The organism is Oceaniferula marina, assembly GCF_013391475.1.
Taxonomy (GTDB): domain Bacteria; phylum Verrucomicrobiota; class Verrucomicrobiia; order Verrucomicrobiales; family Akkermansiaceae; genus Oceaniferula; species Oceaniferula marina.
Genome location: NZ_JACBAZ010000002.1, coordinates 515,333 through 534,016 on the forward strand (window position 1 = coordinate 515,333; position 18,684 = coordinate 534,016).

Here is an 18,684-nt window from a genome sequence, read left to right on the forward strand (position 1 = left end):
GATTATCTTCCGTCACATATGGACGATCTTACGTATTATAGGAAGGAAGGGTTTGATCGCCAAAAGCTGTATCGTATACCGAAACGGGCTGAAAAAAGGATGAAAAATCAACCTTTTACAAGTGAATTGATGGTGACTGATATTGGTTACTACCCATGTGCTGAAGCTCATTTTGTGGAGCGAATGGATGGTTTAAATGGACATATCCTCGTATTTTGTCTGGACGGTCGAGGGTGGTTTTCATGGGGTGGGGAGCGTATGGAGGTCGCTCCGATGGAGGTGTTTTGGGTTCCGGCTAGGCAGGCTCACAGCTATGGAAGTTTTAGGGACGGGGGTTGGGAGATCTATTGGGTTCACGTCGAGGGAGAGGATGTGGAACCCTTGTTGGGCTGGACGCCGTTAAGCCGAGACCAGCCGCTAATTTCGTTTACCAATGCTCATGCATTGCGGAGGCAGTTCAACATGATGTTGCAGAGTTTGGAGTCGGGGTTTTCCGATCATGTTTTGTTCCAGTTGTCTCGCTTTATGATTACGCTTGTGGGTTTGCTGCATGTGGATGCGGGATCCAGCAGGGCAGCCGAGCGGCGTGAACGCATGGAGTTGGCCATTGAACAGATGCGGTCATCGGTATCGGAACCGCTTGCGCTGGAGGCCTATGCGCGGACCAGTGGATTTGCGGTTTCCCAGTTCAGCAGCCTATTTAAGCAGTACTACGGAAGTAGTCCGATGGCTTACTTGGCGGAATTACGAGTGCAGAGGGCGTGCGAATTGTTTGATACGACTGGGATGTCGGTGAAGGAGGTGGCTTTCGCCCTCGGATTTGAGGACCCCTTGTACTTTTCCCGGATGTTTAAAAAGGTGGCTGGCGTTGCTCCGAGTGCGTATCGACTGGAGCAAAGTTGATCCCTGGATTGGAAGCCTTCATTGATTCGCTCGAAAGGATGGTAAAAAAACACCCCTGATGCCGGGTGGGCATCAAGGGTGTGGATGATTGGTTTAGGTGTGGCTGATTTTTCAGCCGGTCCTTTGGGCTAGAGGTTGCGAAGGCCCTGTTTCGCTTGTTTGGCTTTTTCGAGTTGCTCAGCCATCGCCTTGGCCCGTTCAGGCTGCTGGGCGATGATGTTGTTTTGCTCTCCGACATCGGAGTCGAGGTTGTAGAGCTGGGCTTTACCTTTTTTGCCGCGTGGCTGGATGTATTTCCATGGCCCTTGACGTAGCGCGAGGATGCCGGCCTCTTCGATCATGTATGGCAGTCCTTTTTCATCCTGACCGAGCAAGGCGGGCAGCATGTTGCGGCTGTCAATCCCCTGAGTGGCGGTGAGTTCGACACCGACGAGCGAGGCAAAGGAGGCAAGGAAGTCGATCTGGCTGACCAGAGCTTCCGATTTTCCGGGTTTGATTTTGCCAGGCCATTTGATCAGGAAGGGAACGCGGGTGCCGCCCTCGTAGATTTGATACTTGCCGCCGCGGTATGGGCCGGAGCCGTCGTGGCCACGGTCGCTTTCCTTGGTGGATGTCTGTACGGTGGTGCCGTCTTTATAGCCGTCGTCGTAGACCGGGCCATTGTCACTTGAGAAGATGACAATCGTATTGTCGGTCAGTCCGTGTTCGTCCAGAGCTTTGAGCACTTCACCGGATGCCCAGTCGAACTGGACCATGGCGTCTCCACGATAGGAGAGTTTGCTTTTGCCTTTGAAACGTGGGTGAGGGGTGCGTGGCACGTGGATGTCCTGGGAAGCGAAGTAGAGGAAGAACGGCTTCTTTTTGTCGATTCCTGCGAGGTATTTTTTCGTTTGATTGACGAATTCGTCGGCCATGGTTTCATCGTTCCAGAGAGCGGCTTTACCTCCCCATTGGTAGCCGATTCGGCCGATGCCGTTGATGACGGAGTTGTTGTGGCCGTGGCTGCTTTCGTAGTAAGTCATGGCCGAGCGGTCTTTTTTGCCGTCGGGGTAGACGGTGCCTTTGAACCCTTCGGGTGGTTTTTTACCGACGTAGAGTGGGTCGGCCGGATCCAAGTTCACCACCCGGTGGTTTTCGAGGTAGACACAAGGGACGCGGTCGTTGGTGGAGGGCAGGAGAAAGGAGTAGTCGAATCCAATTTCGAGAGGTCCTGGTTTGACGTCGGCGTTCCAATCGACGGCTGTTTTGCCATCGCCGATGCCGAGGTGCCATTTGCCGATGACGGCGGTCTGGTATCCTGCCTTTTTGAACATTTGCGGCAAGGTGAACATCTCGGGTTTGATTTTCATCGGCGCGTTGGGTGCCAGCACGCGGACACCGTGGCGGAAGCCGTGGATGCCGGTCAGCATGGAAAAACGCGAAGGGGTGCAGGTGGCTGCAGAGCAATGGCCGTCGGTAAACTGAAGGCTTTCCTTGGCGAGCTTGTCCAGGTTCGGCGTGGGGATCAGTTTGGCCCCGTAGGCTCCGAGGTCTCCAAATCCGACATCGTCTCCGTAGATGATGACGACGTTGGGCTTTTGCGGTGTCTGGACTTCTGCAGAGAGGATGCCGGTCGAGCCGGCGATCAGTGCGGTAATCAACAAGTGGGTTCGTTTCATGGTTGGCAATGATACTGCATGACCATGGATCTCTTTCAAATCAATTACTCATCGTTAATTTTGACGAGAGTCAGGAAAGAACCGTCTGTACACGCGATGTCGAACAAGAAGCGTTTTCCCTGCAGTGGAAAGTGCCCGGTGGTCGGGCGGGCTCGACGGGCCGCGTGGTTTAGAGTGGTGGAATGATCAGTTCGTCACCCACTTTAACATCAACCGCTCCTCCGGGGAAGGTTCCGGGGAGGGGGTCGGCAAAAACGGCGCCTTCTTCAATGTTGGAAACGGTGACCCGGCCGATGATGCCGGTGCCACGGCGGATCGCGAGTTCGGTGTTGATGCGAACGGACTCTGGCCGTTTGACATCCAGAACGATCAGGAAAATCCCTTGATCTTGAGCCACCTCCTTAACTTGGGCCATGATCATCGCCTGGCTGATGATCCGGGCCCTGCGAGCGGCCTTGTCATATTTTTCCGCATGACGTTCGTTCATGGCGAGGGTTTCATCCTCGGCTTGTTTGGCTTTTTTTTCCGAGCGGAGAACTTGTTCACGCAGCAGTTTGTTGGCGGTTTCCAGCTCTTCGAGTTTGCTGGTGCTGATGGATTCCGGGGCCTCGATGGGCTGGATGGGCGTGGTCAGCGGTTGGCCGGTGCGGAGTCGGCGCAGGGATGCTTCATAGCGGGCGTTGTCCTGAAGGAGTTCGACGGCTCGCTGTTTGCGGTGATCTCCCTCTTCGTCTTTACGCATGGAGATATAGGAAAGGCCCAGCGCAGCCAAAAGGATGGCAGCTGTGGCGCTGAGTAGAATTTGCGTGATGTTCATGATGGGATTTTGTGAAAATACCCGCTTTTTTCAAGGAGAAGAAACGTCTATTTCTTCAGTTTCATGAGTTTTGCGGGGAGAAAATCGCCAGTTCCTGATTGTTCCTTGGTTTCTTTGTAGTGGCGGACGGTCATGCCGACGGCCACACCAACCACCATGAGGATGAGGACAATGACAGTTTTGAGCGCCTCACGGGCTGGGGAACTTGGCTTGGCTGGTCTTTTCTTGTGTTTGGCTCTGGGTGATTCCGTGCTGGGTCGGTGCTCATCTTCGAGCTCGTCGCCATCGACAGGTGGCAACTTTTTCCGTTGGTGGGTGCTGAACTCTTCTTCTGCAAGAACCTCGATTTCTTCGTCAGAAAGGCGGAATTTCAATGGAACATCCCCGACAAGCACCTCCATACCATCGAACAAATCAATGACGTCCATCAGGGTGTCATCCTGCTTGATACCATTGGTCGATTCGTTGTCCTTGAGGATGTATCCTCCTTCGACCCGATTCATCATACAGTGATGGGTGGAGCAGGAGCCGCACTCGATGATGATGTCGTTGTCGCTGCCCCGACCGATGTTGATCGTGGTGCGTTCGAGTTTAAAACGGTAGGGTTGCGGGGTCTTTCCAGGTTCGGAGATGGTGACGCGAGGCATGGTAATGAAACAGGCTGGTGATGAAAGTCATTCATTCACTAGCGAATTGTTGGCCAAATAGCAATGGCTAACATTGAATCTGTGAGGATTGATGCATCGGCGCAAGCGATCATCGGTTCGAGGTGGGGAGTCACACACCGGGGAGTCAGGCTTATTCGACCGTTGCCACAGGCTCGGTGAGCTCGACAGAAGCGGGTTGATTTGCAGGTTCGCTTTCACCGGTTTCCATGTCAGAAGCAGCTGGATCGCCTGATTCCTGAGCCGCTGGCCGCTGAACGTGGGATGGCTGGTCTTTTAGTTCCTGGGAACCGAAATTGGCCTGAAAGGAGGCCGCCAGCCATAAGGCCAGCATGAGAGATGTGCCGATGATAAAAATGCGGATATTTTTCATGCCGGTGAATGATTGATGGGCTGCAAGGGATCTTGTTGCGGGGGCGGGGCATAAGCTGCCATCCACAGACCTGTCCACTCTAAAATAAAGGTATATGCTTAGTAAAGCTAAATAATCAACCTAACGCGGTTTTGACTTCGGCTGTAGGGTGATGGACAGGATCTACTTGGCAAGCACTCTCTGGCGGCTGGTGGTGCCGTAGCGGTCCACAGCACTGATGGCGATGGCGTCGGGGCTGCCTTGCAGGGTGGTGGATAATTTGCCGGCGGGGACGACTTGCACGGTGAACCAGGCTTTGCCGTAGCGGGCTTGGATGGCATATTTACTGGCACCTCGGACCGTTGACCAGTGAACCGTGACGCTACGGCCGTTGCCCTTGGCCTTCGCGTTTGGAGTGGCGGGCTGTTTGGTGCTGAGCCATGGCATCGGGGGCACCAGAGCGGGGTAGCGGTAAGCGCCTTGGCCAAGAGCCTTGGTGATGCCGCCCCGGTTTTGGCGGAGTGATTTCATGCTCCAGTGGACATGACCGACGTAGTTGCGGCCGAGGGTTCGGGAGAGGTTCACTTGGTTGACAATTTCCGACGCTGGTCGGCCGGGGTCCTCGGAACTGTTGATTCGGGCGGTGGCGATACCGGGCCAGACCGGGCGGCGGCTTTGGGCGCGCCACCAGTTGAGTAGCTTGGTGTAACTTTGAGGTCCATGGATCCGCCAGTAGAGTTGTGGGCTCATGTAGTCGCACCACCCTTGCTGAAGCCACTTGCGGGAGTCAGCCGCCAGGTGTTCGTAGGCATTGATCGATGCGGTGGTTCCCGCGGGAACCCCTGGTTTCCAGATACCAAAGGGGCTGATTCCGACCCGAACCCAGGGTTTTTGTTTTTTGACTGATCGATACATGCCATGGACAAAACCATCGACATAGCCACGGCGTTGGGATGGTGATTTGCCGTCGGGAAATTGGCGTTTCGGGTTGTTGTTGTTATCGAGGTCGGGATAGGGGTAGAAGTAGTCGTCGATATGAATGCCGTCGACGTCATAGCGGCGGGTAACATCGGAGATGACACTGAGTGCGCGGTTGCGGGTAAAGCTATTGGCGGGGTCCATCCACTTGTAGGTTTTGAATTTTTTGACAATGGACGGGTGGGTGCGGGTGATGTGGTTTCGGGCGGGGCTGATCCCCTCGCTGGGCATCGCCCGGAAGGGGTTGAACCAAGCGTGGACTTCGATGCCTCGTGCGTGGGCCTGGGAAATACAGTAGGCCAGTGGATCATATCCGGGGGATTTGCCCATGGTGCCGCTCAGCCAGTGGCTCCAGGGTTCGATGCTGGATTGATAAAGGGCATCTCCATTCGGGCGGACCTGGAACAAGATGGCATTGAGTTTCAGCTTGGCCGCCTGATCCAGTAGTGAGCGCAGCTCAGCTTGCTGCGATGAGGCCGAAAGCCCTTTTTTGCTTGGCCAGTCGATATTGAAGACCGTCGCCACCCAGGCGGCGCGAAACTCACGGGTCACCATGGGAGGTTGCTCACTCGATGGGCGGTAGTTCTGGGCTAAAGCGCTGGGCGCCATGAGCAGAAGGAGCTGGGTGAGTAGTAGAGTAAGTGAGGGGGTGATCCGATGACGACCGTTCATGATGGGCAAACTCGCAGAGGGTCTATGGATTGCAAGGGGAAATCGGTGCCATGTCAGGCCGAATTCAGCGAGGTGGATCAAGCTCATCCACTTGATGGTTTCCGCTTAAGTTGAAAGCTTTGTTTTCTTTTTGTTCTTCATGGAGTTGATGGTGTCGAGCAAGGAACCGATACGGACGTGTTTTTCCAGTGAGTGGCGGAGCCACATGTTCCGGTTGATGGTGTAGATGTTGCGCCGCCCTTGTTTTTCGATTGATAAAAATCCATCGCTTGCGAGTTCGGAGAGGATCCGTTGGACCGCTCGTTCTGTAATGCCGATTTCCACCGCCATGTCGCGAATGCGGGCATCAGGATCCTGGTCGAGGACCACCAACACGTGGGTGTGGTTGGTCAGAAAATTCCACTGTGATGGTTGCGACTCTTTCATATGAAATAAATTTCGTGTTTTCGTTTGCGTGTAATTTGTTTCATGTAATATTGCTGTGTATTCGGAACTGAACAAGTAAAAACAGGAGAAAATCTGCCGAATTAGTGAGTGAATCGTAAAAAACAGCCAGGAAAGAACCCCAGTTATGAACAAGCTAGACTTAAAAAAGCATTTGATTGCATTGGCCACTTTACCGGAGACGGGTTCTCCGATTTTGAGTGTCTACATGAATAAAAGCACTCCGCTTGATGAACACCGTAAAAACCTCAAGGACTGGGCTACTTTGGCGAGACATACGTTCAAGGGCCGGCAGCAGTCTGATTTTGAGGATGCACTGGAGGAGGTCTTTACTTTTATGGAAACAGCAAATGACCGGCAAAGTCTGGTGGTTTTCAGTCGCTGGGGTGAATACCCCATGTTGTTGCCTATTCATTTGAAAGTACCGGTGGAGACTCAGTTTCACGCTGGTTCCCTGCCTGTGATTTTCCCTCTCGTAGAACTCAAGGACCGATTCCACCGTTTTGTATTGGTGGCGATGAACTCGGAGGCTGCCAGGATTTTTGAAATCAATCTCGGTGAGATTTCAGAATCATTGTTAGAAAGACGGCCGGAATTGAGAAAGCGTCTTGGTCGCGAGTGGACCCGGGAGCATTATCAAAACCACCGTAAGAAGCGGAGTGGTCAATTTGTGAAGGAGAAGATCGCGGTGATTGAGCAGCTGATGACAAAGCGTGGGCATAATTCGTTGATTCTCGCAGGAGAGCCTCGATTTGTGAATCGCCTGAAAGAACAACTTCCCAAACACCTCAAGGCGAAACTTGCCGGGGAAGTTCGCTCTGGATTTAGTAAAAATGCTTTAAACAAAGTGGTGAACCAATCGATTCAAGTCTTTTTGGATCAGGAAAACATGGAAAGTCAGGATGCTGTAAAACGGTTAGAATATGCGCTGAGTTCGAATGGCCTCGCCGTTGTTGGTTTCCATGCCGCAGTGGAGGCTCTCGAAATGTATTGTGCGGATCAGTTGATTCTTTCGACCAACTTGCCTGACCGCGAACGCGAATATTTAAGCCGACTCGCATCCACGCAGGATATCTCGATTGAAACGGTGCAAAATAACAAGACGCTGGAGCAATTTGGAGGTGTCGGGTGTTTGCTTCGTTACCTTCCATCGTGGGATGAACGAGCTATTAAGCCTGAGGTTCATGCTTCGGTTGCGTAAGGATCATATTATTCATTTTGGTTGTGCTGGAAGAGGTTGCCTGAAAAGTGGCGGCCTCTTCTTATTTCAGTATACTGTATATTTCAAAGTGTATTACATGCTTTGAAGTATGCAGTTTTTTCTTGTTTGATGTTGTCGGCTGAAAAGCTTGATTTTATCGCATTTGTTGGATTGTTAGTTGGTTGGTGTGTTCTTGTCCCCTGGAGAAACAGGTGCGTTTAAGTTGCCTTTTGAATTCAAAGTTGTGTAACAATCGTCGTTAAGTCTATCAGAATGCGCGTCTTAAGGCGTTGGTTTTCTGATAGGCTGAGGCGAATGTGGGCGGATGCATGAACACATAACCATACATAACAATGAAAAATAAAAAGACCCTTTGGGCTGCCGGCTTGTTGGTAGTTCTTACTCTAACTTTGGTATTGCTGACCTTGCGGTCAGGAGACCATCACAAACCGTTGGCCGGTGATACCCGGGCCGGGCGGCAGATGACGGCAGATGATCGACATAATGTCGGTGATCGGTCATGGGAAGTTGTCAGGTCTGCTTCAGCTGGTGCCGTTGGTGCCGACTCGAGCAGCGGAGCAGTGAAGACGGAATACTCCGGTGAGTTGAAGTCCTTGGTTGATGCGGTTAACGAAGGGCGTCCATTGATGTTGCGTCTCGGAGGGACCGAACGACAGTTGCATTTGAAGGCGAAAAAGATTTTTGCCGACGGCGCGAAGGTTCGATTGTCGGACGGAACCCAAGTGTATCACCCCGGGAGTGACATTCGAGTTTTCGGTGGTGTGGTTGGACTCAAATCGGCTTCCCTGCATGGTGACTTTCAGGGTGTTAGAGCGGAGTCGACAAGTTCTGACTTGGTTCCTCTATCCGGGATGAAGCCACTGGATCTCTTTGCTGAATTTGATGCCCAGGCGGTTAGTATGTCAGTGGTCGGTGATCAGTACACGCTTTCGCTGCGTAACCAGCATCGTGACCGCTTGATGCTGCGTAACAATCCGGTGAGCGGGGCGTTGGAGATGCGTTACGAGCCTGAGGCTATGCATCAGCAGGCTTTTGGTCAGTGTTCTTCAGGGAAGTGTGATCATACGGGTCATCAGGGCGCGGTTGGAATGGAGGAAGCGGTGGCTGCTACTCCGGGTATGGATCCTGAGCTTGCGAAGCAGTTTGACCAATGGATCACCTTGGGGGGAGGTCCAGGAGGGGACTACGGCTTTGAGCCCGGCGAATATCAAGCGATTAATACCACACCTGGAATTGACCCATTGACGGGCCGGGGGGGGAAAGCCGCCGACCCGATTCCATTTGGTGAAAAATACAACGAATCGTTGCAGGAGTTTCAGTATTGGGCGCAGACCGGCCCGGACTTGCTTTCGGGTGACAAGGAGAACCCAACGGATGCGGAGATCGCCGCGATGTTGACACGTATCCTGATTACCTTTGAGGAGATTGATGAAATCTATGAGCGTAATATGGCCACCAAGATGTTGGTCGCGGAGCTCATGATTCGGAGGGAGAACGATGGAGGTCCGGACAAGGGGACGATTATGGGAAGCTGGCGCAATGGTAATGAAGCCCTTGTCGGCCACGGAAATTTCTACGGCTGGGGTGGCGGAGGGGCTGCCGCCGGCAATTCCTTTAATATTTCCTCATGGCCGGTGGGAGCTGCGCACGAGTTGGGCCATATCTTAAGCATGGGGCACTCCGACGGCTCAGATTTGATGGGGCCGGGGGGTGGACCCGCTCACTTTTGGGGCTATCTGACGCCCGGGCCACATAGTCTTCCTGTGACCGCCCACCAGCTATGGCGTGAGTTTTCCGGTAGAGCCCAGCTGCGGACACGTGGGATCAAGGAGCATGGGAAGATCGATGGTGAGGACGACTATGATCTTCGCACGGCCAATGGAACGAACCGTTTACGTCACCCTGCCGAAACTGCCTTTGCCAATGATGACACGGTGGTCACCGCGGTGGATACCCCGGTTACGTTTGACCCGCTGGCCAATGATGACCGGGCCACACCTGGTAGCCCTTATTACAACGATCACCTTTTTGTTGAGGAGGTTTCCAGGATCGTCCCTCCGGGGGCCGGCACTTTGGACATTGTGAATCAGGGTAAGGAAATACAGTTTACTCCCTCAGCCGGGTTTGAGGGATCTGTGTATTTCAATTACACCCTGAGAGGGTCGGTTGGAAACAACGGGCGTGGCTGGCTCTCCCGGGCTCCGGTGGTCATTACTGTGGGAAGTCCGGTGAATGATCCCAACACGATCAACCTGGCAGCGGGGCAGGACCAGTGGACAATTTTTCCGGCATCATTGGCCCAGGTGGATTACCCGACGATGTCGGATATGTTTATCAGTGGAGATTCCATGCTGTTGCGTTCCCATCCCGATGCGACGGGAAGTGAGCAGATCACGGTGAGTGTCGGTGGATCGAACCAGACAGTGACGATCAATTACATCACGCCGACGATTGCCGCTGTTGATGACCTGGTACAAACAGACGGCGAGCGGGTGCTTCGATTCAACCCACTGGTGAATGATGTCGTTACCGGGCAACTAAGAAATGAATGGAACATCAGCACCGTGGTTGCCCAGAGCTTGAATCTGAGCACGGAAAAAAATACGGGTTTTGCAAGATCCTATGTTCTGACTTCGGCAAGTTTGGACACCCCGGCGATGGGCACCTTGGAGTTGGAGAAAACGTTTCATATCTTCCCTGACGGTAGCACGGGCGTTCATCCGAATGGCTTCCTGCGTTTCACTCCATCGGAGGGTGCCAGTGGCTTTGCCGTGATTTCCTACACGGCCCAGGATGTGGATGGACGCGTTCTCAATGGCACCTCGCGTGTCTTGGTTGGGATTGCGGATGTGCTCCGCCCGGCCCGTACCTACACCCGCATCCGTGAGGATCATGGGCTGGTCTTGGAAAGCCGGCGCATTGCAGCCACGGGCCCGGATTTCAGTGGGACCAGCACGCTGCAATGGGACGTTGTGGATCAACCCGCAGGATCCGCAGTGAGCTTTGAAGGTGAGGCCAGCGAGTATGCGGTGGCAACATTCAGCGAACCCGGGCGGTATCGCTTGCGTCTGAGAGCGACAGATAATGGCCACACCAAGATGGTAGAGCGTTGGGTCATCGTGGAGGCTGCTCCGCTGCTTGCTAATAAAGGAGAGGAGCGTGCGCCCTGGGCAATGGTGAACCATTTGGAACTGGTCGGATGGAATCAAGGGTCTTGGAATACTTCCGAGTTGGTGTCCGGAGTTAGCGATGATCGTTTTGCCGGATTGGTGGACTTGGCTCCCGATGGAACGGCGACCCGATCCGACGGTAACCATGCGGAGGCCCAGACGATTGTCACACCTTCAGAATATCACGCTTTTACTCAGTATTACGGCAACCAAAATGGTGAGTTTGGTAGTCAGGGGAGTCTTGCCTGGTGGGAGCTTGATTTGGGCGCTGAAAAACCAGTGCAGTGGGTGGATGTCAATCTTGCCCTGAGTGCTCTGGAAGACTCTGATTATGGACGTTATGGGTTAGTGGCGAAGTTGCTCGATGCCGGTCGTAACGAAATAGCATCCCAGAAGCTGATGCCGAAGAGTGAACATCATTTTGCGCATCGTATTCCGCTGAGTCTGGCTGGTGAGCACTCAGTCCGCTATGTCCGGATTGAGAAACCGGAGGCGCTGAATACCTTGGCGCTTTGGGAAGTCCGGGTAATGGGTCTTCGGGATAGCGATACCGATCTTACTTTGTGGGGGCGTGTGAGTCAGTCGACAACTCCGGACAGCGACTTCGATGCCTATAAGGCGGTCAATAAACTACGTGGCGGAATCAATGGTTCCCGAACAGATACAAGCAGTGATGGAAACTGGTGGGAGTTGACACTGGATGAGGAACTTCCTCTGTCACGCGTGCGGATGCATCTGGAGACTGCCATGAGTGGTGGTACGGTGACGGCATACAACGCTTCGGAAGTGCAGACATGGCAGGTGACTTTGGATGGTAATGCCGTTCAGGTGTTGAATGCGATCCCGGCTAACACATTGGCCAAGCGTATCCGGGTGGAGTTGCCGAGCGGGCTAACCAATGCCTCCGGAGACAAGGCGGTCCTCATCAATGAATTCTGGGCTTGGGGGGAGAAGGATCTTTCTCCAGTAACTACGTGGAGTCAGGTTTCCGGGCCAGCTGGCGTGAGCTTTACCGATGCTTCAGCAGTACAAACCTCTGTCACACTACCCGCCGCCGGGATTTATGTGCTGCGCCTGACATCCGATGATCATTGGAATAAAACGGTGCGCGATTTTACGGTGCAGTATGATGGAGCCAGCACTGGTCCGGTCGGATACGGCTTGGCGGATCTTGATCTGGATGTAGCCGGAGGAAATTATGTTGTAGACCTGTTCGCTGCCTTTGATGATGCAGAGACAGCGGATACTTCGATGAGTTTCGAAGTTGTTTCTGTTAGTAATGCTGGAATTTTCACTGCTGACCCGACAGGAGTGGTTGCCGATCCTGTGAACTTCAATCTGGCGATGCTTGCAGGAGCAAGTGGTAGTTCTACGGTGACCATCCGGGCGACGGATGCCCACTCCAACAGTACGGATCTGGTGTTCGAGGTGGCGAGTGCGAACCAAGCACCTGTGGTGCCTGATGTGTTGGAAGTCTTGGTGCTTGAATTGACAAGTTTAAATACGGTGCTGGTGGATCTCGCTTCTCATGTAAGCGACCCCGATGGTGATAATCTGACCTTTACGGTACATGATGATCTGATTAACCGTCGTTACTCGGGAACACTTCGTTTGGCCTCCGACGGCAAGTTGAGCCTGATTGGTGAGTTGCCTGCCCTGAGTAGCCAATACTCGGCTGGAGCTCTCATAATGGAGGTGCATGATGGGGTGAATCCTATCCAGAAGTTTACCGTGCAGTTAACTATCGTGGATGAGAATCGGCCACCAAGCATGGAGGATCAAACTGTAACTGCTGAGGAGACAAGCGTGGTGAATCATTCGTTCTATGCTGTTCAGTTGGATGAAAATAATGACCCTGATGACTCCTACACATGGCAGATTCTTTCTGGTAACGAAGCGGGAGATTGGATGATGGATGCAGACAGCGGGGAGTTGATCCCCTTGGTCGCGATGATCGCAGCCCGTACATCCAGCTACCAGTTGGTCGTGCAGGCTACTGATAATGGAGTCCCGGCGAAATCAGGCACAGCCACAGTGACTGTGAATGTAGGTGCGAGTGAAGGTCATGTTCTCGAGGACTTCTATACAGAGATCACAGGTAGCTCTGTTGCCGATATGACAGGGCAGGGGAACTACCCCGACAGCCCTACTAAGCAGAGTGTGGTAGAACTCAATGGTTTGCACTTCAGTGATGCGGGTCAAAGCAATTTTGGCCGTCGAGTTCGGGGGATATTGAAGGTTCCAACGGATGGCGACTACACATTTCATTTGGCATCGGATGATGCCAGTGAGTTTTGGCTCAGTGCGGACGCCAGTGCGTCAAATCTGGTCAAGATTGTCGAACTCACAGGGTATACCGGAGAACTGAATTTTGATGGTCCGGTGAGTTCGGCCATGACCTTGCAGGCAGGGCAACATTACTTTTTTGAGATTCTTCACAAAGAAGGGGGTGGTGGTGATCACGTGGCTGTCGCTTGGTCCGGACCAGAGGGCCTTTCCAAACAACTTATCCCCAATGCGTATTTTCAACCACCGTATGATGTTGATGCTGATGGCTTGCATGACTGGTGGGAGAATAAGTATATCGGAAGTTTGGCCTATGGTGCCGCCGATGACCTTGACCAGGATGGTCTGACCAACGCCCAGGAATTGGCTGCGCTATCCCACCCGATGATATCCGGCGGGGCCTTGAGTTGGCTGAGTGAGGTCGCACAAGGAACTTCCCCTGATCAGAGCAGTATTGCCCCTTTGGCTGGCAATACCACACGGAGTGTCGATCTCTCCGACATTGTAGGAGACGCCACCTATGAGTTTTATGTCAATGGTGAAGACCTTGGACAGACAGGTGTTGATCTTTTGAATGGCAATGGCTGGGGCTTGAAGTATGAGCAGTGGAACAACCGTGGTGTTTTTGGGATGACCCGATTTGGTCAGAGTGATTGGAGTTTCTCTGCAGAACCGGGGCAGAGTGTCGCGACACCATACGGAACATTGACTCAAATTGTAATCGTGGTAGATACCGTCCAATCTGAGACGCGTCTCTATCTGGCTGGCGTGCACGTGGGCACATTGGGGCAGATTCCTGATTTTGCCGCAAGCTCCGTCACGCTGGGTTCTGGCAATTTACGTGATGATGCGGAAGCCGGGGTTTACGCTTTTGCCGCCTACAATAGTGCTTTGGGGCAAGCCGAGATCGCAGCTCATAACGATGCATGGTTAGGCAACCAGGCACCCGTGGCCGTGGACGCCTATCACCTTGTTGCCGAGGATTTAAGCGTGGGTGCGTCTTTGGGAACCGTGACTGCACTTGATGCCGATGCCGGGGATACATTGAGTTATGCCATTACTTCAGGTAACACCGGAGGAACATTCGCCATCGACAGCATTACAGGAGAATTGACTGTTGCTTCAGCCATGGATTACGACACGGTTCCGAGCTACGCCCTGACGGTGACGGTAAGTGATAACGGCAATCCCATAAAAATGGGGACCGCCACTATTACGGTTGATCTGAGTGAAGTGGTTGTCGGAGGAGTCGGCGACTGGGAGTTGGCCGTTGATACAGGTAGTGCCGCAGTTCATAAGCGGACATCTCCTTTGGCTGGAAATGCCACTACTACGGTTGACTTGTCCGCCATTTCCGGTGATGCCACTTATGAGTTTATCATTGATGGTGAGGATTTGGGGCAGGCCAATTTGGATATACTCACTGGCAATAGTCGGGGATTGAAATTCGAGCAATGGAACAATACCGGAGCCCTCGGAGCGACTCATTTTGGTGTGGCTGACTGGTCGTTTACCGCTGAAGCCGGCCAATCGGTGGCATCACCTTATGGTGCCGTTCACCAGTTGGCCTTTGTGGTCGATTCGACCGGTGGTGAAACCCGAGTTTATGTCGATGGTATGCATGTGGGTAGCATGGCCCAGGTCATTGACGTGGCATCGGCCACGGCGACTCTCGGAGCGAGTAATTTGCGCTTGGATGGCACTGTGGGCATTCATGCTTTTGCCGCTTATAACAATGCTCTACCGACAAGTGAGCTCATCGAGCATGCCAATGCATGGTTTGGTATTGTTGGAAATACCGCACCAGTTGTCAGTAATGCTACTTATGCGGTAGCGGAGAACCGTAATGCAGGAACTGTCGTTGGAACGGTGATGGCCACTGATGCCGATGCGGGTGACTCATTGAGCTATTCGATCACAGGGGGAAATGCGGGCGGTGAGTTTGCCATCCAGAGCAATACCGGTGAAATTACAACGACTGCGGTGCTCGATCACGAGACCACGGGGCAGTATGTATTGACGGTTTCTGTAAGCGATGATGGTAATCCATCCTTGAACGATACCGCAGATATCACCATCAAGGTGACGGATGTGAATGAAGCTCCTGTGGCCCATGATGCCAGCGCTAGCATTGCAGAAAATAGTGATCTTGGTGTGACGGTTGCTGCCGTGACCGCGAATGACCTCGATGCCGGTGACAGCCTGAGTTACGCCATTACGGCGGGGAATACAGGAAGTGCCTTTGGGATCGATAACAGCGGTATGATCACAACCACCACGGAACTGAACTATGAAACTGTTTCTTTGTATAACCTGATCGTGACTGTTACTGATAGTGGAGGTCTGGTGGATACTGCCGCTGTTAGTATATCGGTGAATAATGTGAACGAGGCTCCTGTGGTGAATGATGCGACAGGAACCGTTGCTGAGGATGCGAGTATGGGAGCTGGGGTGTTGACTCTTGTTGCCAGTGATCCGGATGGTGACGGACTGAGCTATCAGATTATTGGAGGTAATGGTTCCGGCCTCTTTGCAGTGGATGCGGGCGGTCAGATTATTGTTGCTGGATCACTCGACTATGAGACGACGATTCAGTATGTGCTCACGGTTCAAGTCACTGACACGCTTCTGAGTGATGTCGCGACAGTGACTGTGGATGTGGTTGACGTCAACGAAGCTCCGGTGGCATCGGATGACTCAACCGTTGTGGATGAAGACGAATCAGTGGTTGTGGCTGTTCTGGACAATGACACCGATGTGGATTCATCGATTTCTGTGGAATGGGTAACCCAAGGGACGAACGGAACGGTTTCAACTGATGGAACGACGGTGACCTATACTCCCGATGCCGAGTACTTCGGGGATGACTCGTTTACTTACACCATTACCGATGGTGAACTTACGGATACTGCAAGCGTTTCGGTCACCGTGAATCAAGTTCATGAAGACTTGGCAGTTGGAGATGTCATAGCTGTCGATTTAAGTTCTGTATCAGGAAGTGCAGCCAATTATAACGTGATGGGCACCGGGAACGGCTCCATTTCCTCGGGCTCTGTGGTCAAGTACGGCGATGGATCCACTGTGGCTGATAATGTCTCCGTGACTTTGGCCAATGTGTATGACGCTGGCGGAGATGATGGGAATACCACCTGGTCAGGAACGGTTGCTGACACCTACTACGTGGCCGAGGCGGACGACTTGGTCTATAACGCTCCATCCAACCCAATCACCGTGACTTTCTCCGGCTTGGATGATGCTCTAACGTATAACGCGAGAGTCTATGCCATTTATGATGACGGTGGTGGCGCCACAGACACATACACCGTAACCAATGGTGCAGGGGTGGATTCATCGGTGATGGCCAGAGCTGACCGGAGATCAAAAGCGACGCTTGAGGAAGCTGGTGGCGTATTCAACTACATCACCACCGACGGCAGCGGAAACATCACCGTAGGAGTCCAAGTCACAGGAGGAACTGGTTGGACGGCGTTCTCGGCAGTCGTGCTCGAAGTGGTCGATCCTAACCAGACACCAACAGCGGCCGATGTGAATTTGACTATCGCGGAAAACGGAACAACCAATGAAGTTGTGGGGGCTGTTGTTGGTATCGACTCCAACGCTGGAGATACGCTGGACTATACGATTACCGCGGGTAATGCAGGTGGTGAGTTTGCCATCGACAAGGCCACGGGTGAAATCACCACGACGGGAGCCTTGGATTTCGAAGCCGCAAGCCAGTATGTGCTCACTGTGACTGTGACCGATAGCGGACAGCTGAGCGATTCCGCAACGGTGACGGTGGATGTGACAGACGTGAATGAAGCGCCGGTGGCCAATGACGCCAGTGGCAGTATTGCCGAAGATGCCGGTATGGGCTCCGCAGTGGTGACGGTCACATCCAGTGATGTGGATGCGGGTGACTCCCTGGTATATGCGATCACCGCTGGGAATATTGGTGGTGCCTTTGCGATTGATAGTAGCGGCAACATCACCACGGCCGGCTCCCTCGATTACGAAACACTCAACCAATACGTGTTGACGGTAACTGTAACCGATATCGCCTCCCTGACGGACACAGCCAGTGTGGCCATTGATGTGACGGATGTGTTGGAGATAAGCGCCCCGCTCGTGAGTTCCGGATCGGCGTCAGCCATTACCCAGACAAGTGCGGACATTGTTTATAGTGTCACTGATGACGGTGGTGAAGCCCCGACGGTTATTGTTTATTATGGAACAAGTGACGGCGGTCAGATTCCGGGTAACTGGAACAGCAGTATTGGCCAGGGGGCGAGGGACAATGGGTCTCATATGGCATCATTGTCCGGATTGGCTGAGGGGACGACTTATTACTACGCCGTGCATGCTGTTAACAGTGCGGGTGAGAGTTGGGGCAGCAGCGGCAGCTTTACGACAGAAGCTGATACCTCGCCGAAGCTGGTGCGCACGACGGTCAGTGCGGTGAGTTCCAGTAACTGGACCACGGTGGATCTCGGGCAGAGTTACAACTCGGCTGTGATTGTGGCAACTCCGGTCTACGACGGTAGCACCCAGGTGCCGGTGGTGACTCGGATCCGCAATGTCGGCGGGAGCAGCTTTGAACTGAAGCTCGACCGGGCCGATGGGTTGACAACAGCCTTGAGTATGGATGTATCGGTGATCGCTGTCGAAGAGGGTGTTTATACCCAGTCCACGGACGGAGTGGCGATGGAAGCTGTAAAGTACACCTCCACGGTGACAGCGGATAATAACAACTGGGTGGGTGAATCCCGAAGCTACCAGAATAGCTACACCAATCCGGTGGTGGTTGGCCAAGTGATGAGTGCCAATGACGCCAATTGGTCGGTGTTTTGGAGTATGGGAAGCTCCCGCACAGCTCCGGCGAGTGCGTCTGTTCTCAACGTCGGTAAACACGTGGGAGAAGATCCGAACACAGCGCGGGCCAACGAGACGATCGGTTACATCGTAATCGAAAGCGGAAGTGGTAGCATCAACGGAGTGGCCTACGAGGCTGCGCTCGGTGCGGACACTGTCCGTGGTTTCGGCAATAGCAGCAGCCCTTACACCTACAGTCTGAGCGGCACATTGAGCAGCTCGAGTGCGGCCGCAGTGAGCGTCTCGGGGATGGATGGAAACAACGGAGCTTGGGCGGTCTTGTCGGGGTCACCGGCGCTGACAACGACAAGCATTGGCTTGCACGCTGTTGAAGATCAGATGGCTGACAGCGAGCAAAGTCACACGACAACTCAGGTGGGATATATTGTGTTGGAGTGATCTAACCTTAATGGTAAATACCTCTTAATAAATCCCCTTGTCATGATGGATGACGAGGGGGTTTTTTTTGTGTCAAGGGGGTATATTTGATTTCTTGCGTCGAAATGGGTTGACGGAGGTATGCATACTATGTAGTCACACTATTCATTCTGTATCTTTGCCGTATCGATAATAGATAGAAATTAATATCTTCGTTAGGTCGCTTGATGTGGAATGACTGATCGAGCAGTTAGCTCAGACGGGAAA

Annotated in this window: 9 protein-coding genes; 3 read left to right on the forward strand and 6 right to left on the reverse strand. The window is 53.1% G+C overall.

All coding sequences use genetic code 11. The features are described from left to right. The first annotated feature begins 99 nt into the window (after positions 1-99). A complete protein-coding gene (locus HW115_RS06610; protein ID WP_178931798.1) occupies positions 100-903 on the forward strand; it encodes a helix-turn-helix domain-containing protein in 804 nt (267 codons plus the stop codon). 128 nt (positions 904-1,031) lie between these two features. Here HW115_RS06610 and HW115_RS06615 read toward each other — a convergent pair whose 3' ends face one another. The 6 genes from HW115_RS06615 to HW115_RS06640 all read right to left on the reverse strand — a co-directional run bounded on the left by HW115_RS06615 (position 1,032) and on the right by HW115_RS06640 (position 6,471). Further along, positions 1,032-2,561, reverse strand: coding sequence for a sulfatase family protein (locus HW115_RS06615; RefSeq protein WP_178931799.1), 1,530 nt, complete (start codon positions 2,559-2,561; stop codon positions 1,032-1,034). Between the two features lie 169 nt (positions 2,562-2,730). Further along, positions 2,731-3,378, reverse strand: coding sequence for a hypothetical protein (locus tag HW115_RS06620; RefSeq protein WP_178931800.1), 648 nt, complete (start codon positions 3,376-3,378; stop codon positions 2,731-2,733). 47 nt (positions 3,379-3,425) lie between these two features. Further along, on the reverse strand, positions 3,426-4,025 hold the full coding sequence (locus tag HW115_RS06625) for an FHA domain-containing protein (protein ID WP_178931801.1): 600 nt from the start codon (positions 4,023-4,025) through the stop codon (positions 3,426-3,428). 151 nt (positions 4,026-4,176) lie between these two features. Next, complete coding sequence (locus HW115_RS06630; protein WP_178931802.1) at positions 4,177-4,416, reverse strand: hypothetical protein; 240 nt, start codon at positions 4,414-4,416, stop codon at positions 4,177-4,179. A 162-nt stretch (positions 4,417-4,578) separates the two neighbouring features. Continuing rightward, on the reverse strand, positions 4,579-6,045 hold the full coding sequence (locus HW115_RS06635) for a glycoside hydrolase family 10-like protein (protein WP_227021328.1): 1,467 nt from the start codon (positions 6,043-6,045) through the stop codon (positions 4,579-4,581). Between the two features lie 105 nt (positions 6,046-6,150). Further along, positions 6,151-6,471: a helix-turn-helix transcriptional regulator gene (locus HW115_RS06640; RefSeq protein ID WP_178931803.1), complete on the reverse strand. Its 321-nt coding sequence runs from the start codon at positions 6,469-6,471 to the stop codon at positions 6,151-6,153. Positions 6,472-6,616: 145 nt separating this feature from the next. Here HW115_RS06640 and HW115_RS06645 point away from each other — a divergent pair, with 145 nt between their 5' ends. Both HW115_RS06645 and HW115_RS06650 read left to right on the forward strand, forming a co-directional pair. Continuing rightward, positions 6,617-7,690, forward strand: a complete 1,074-nt coding sequence (locus HW115_RS06645) for a baeRF10 domain-containing protein (protein WP_178931804.1) — start codon at positions 6,617-6,619, stop codon at positions 7,688-7,690. A 353-nt stretch (positions 7,691-8,043) separates the two neighbouring features. Continuing rightward, complete coding sequence (locus HW115_RS06650; protein ID WP_178931805.1) at positions 8,044-18,438, forward strand: cadherin domain-containing protein; 10,395 nt, start codon at positions 8,044-8,046, stop codon at positions 18,436-18,438. Positions 18,439-18,684: the final 246 nt, after the last annotated feature.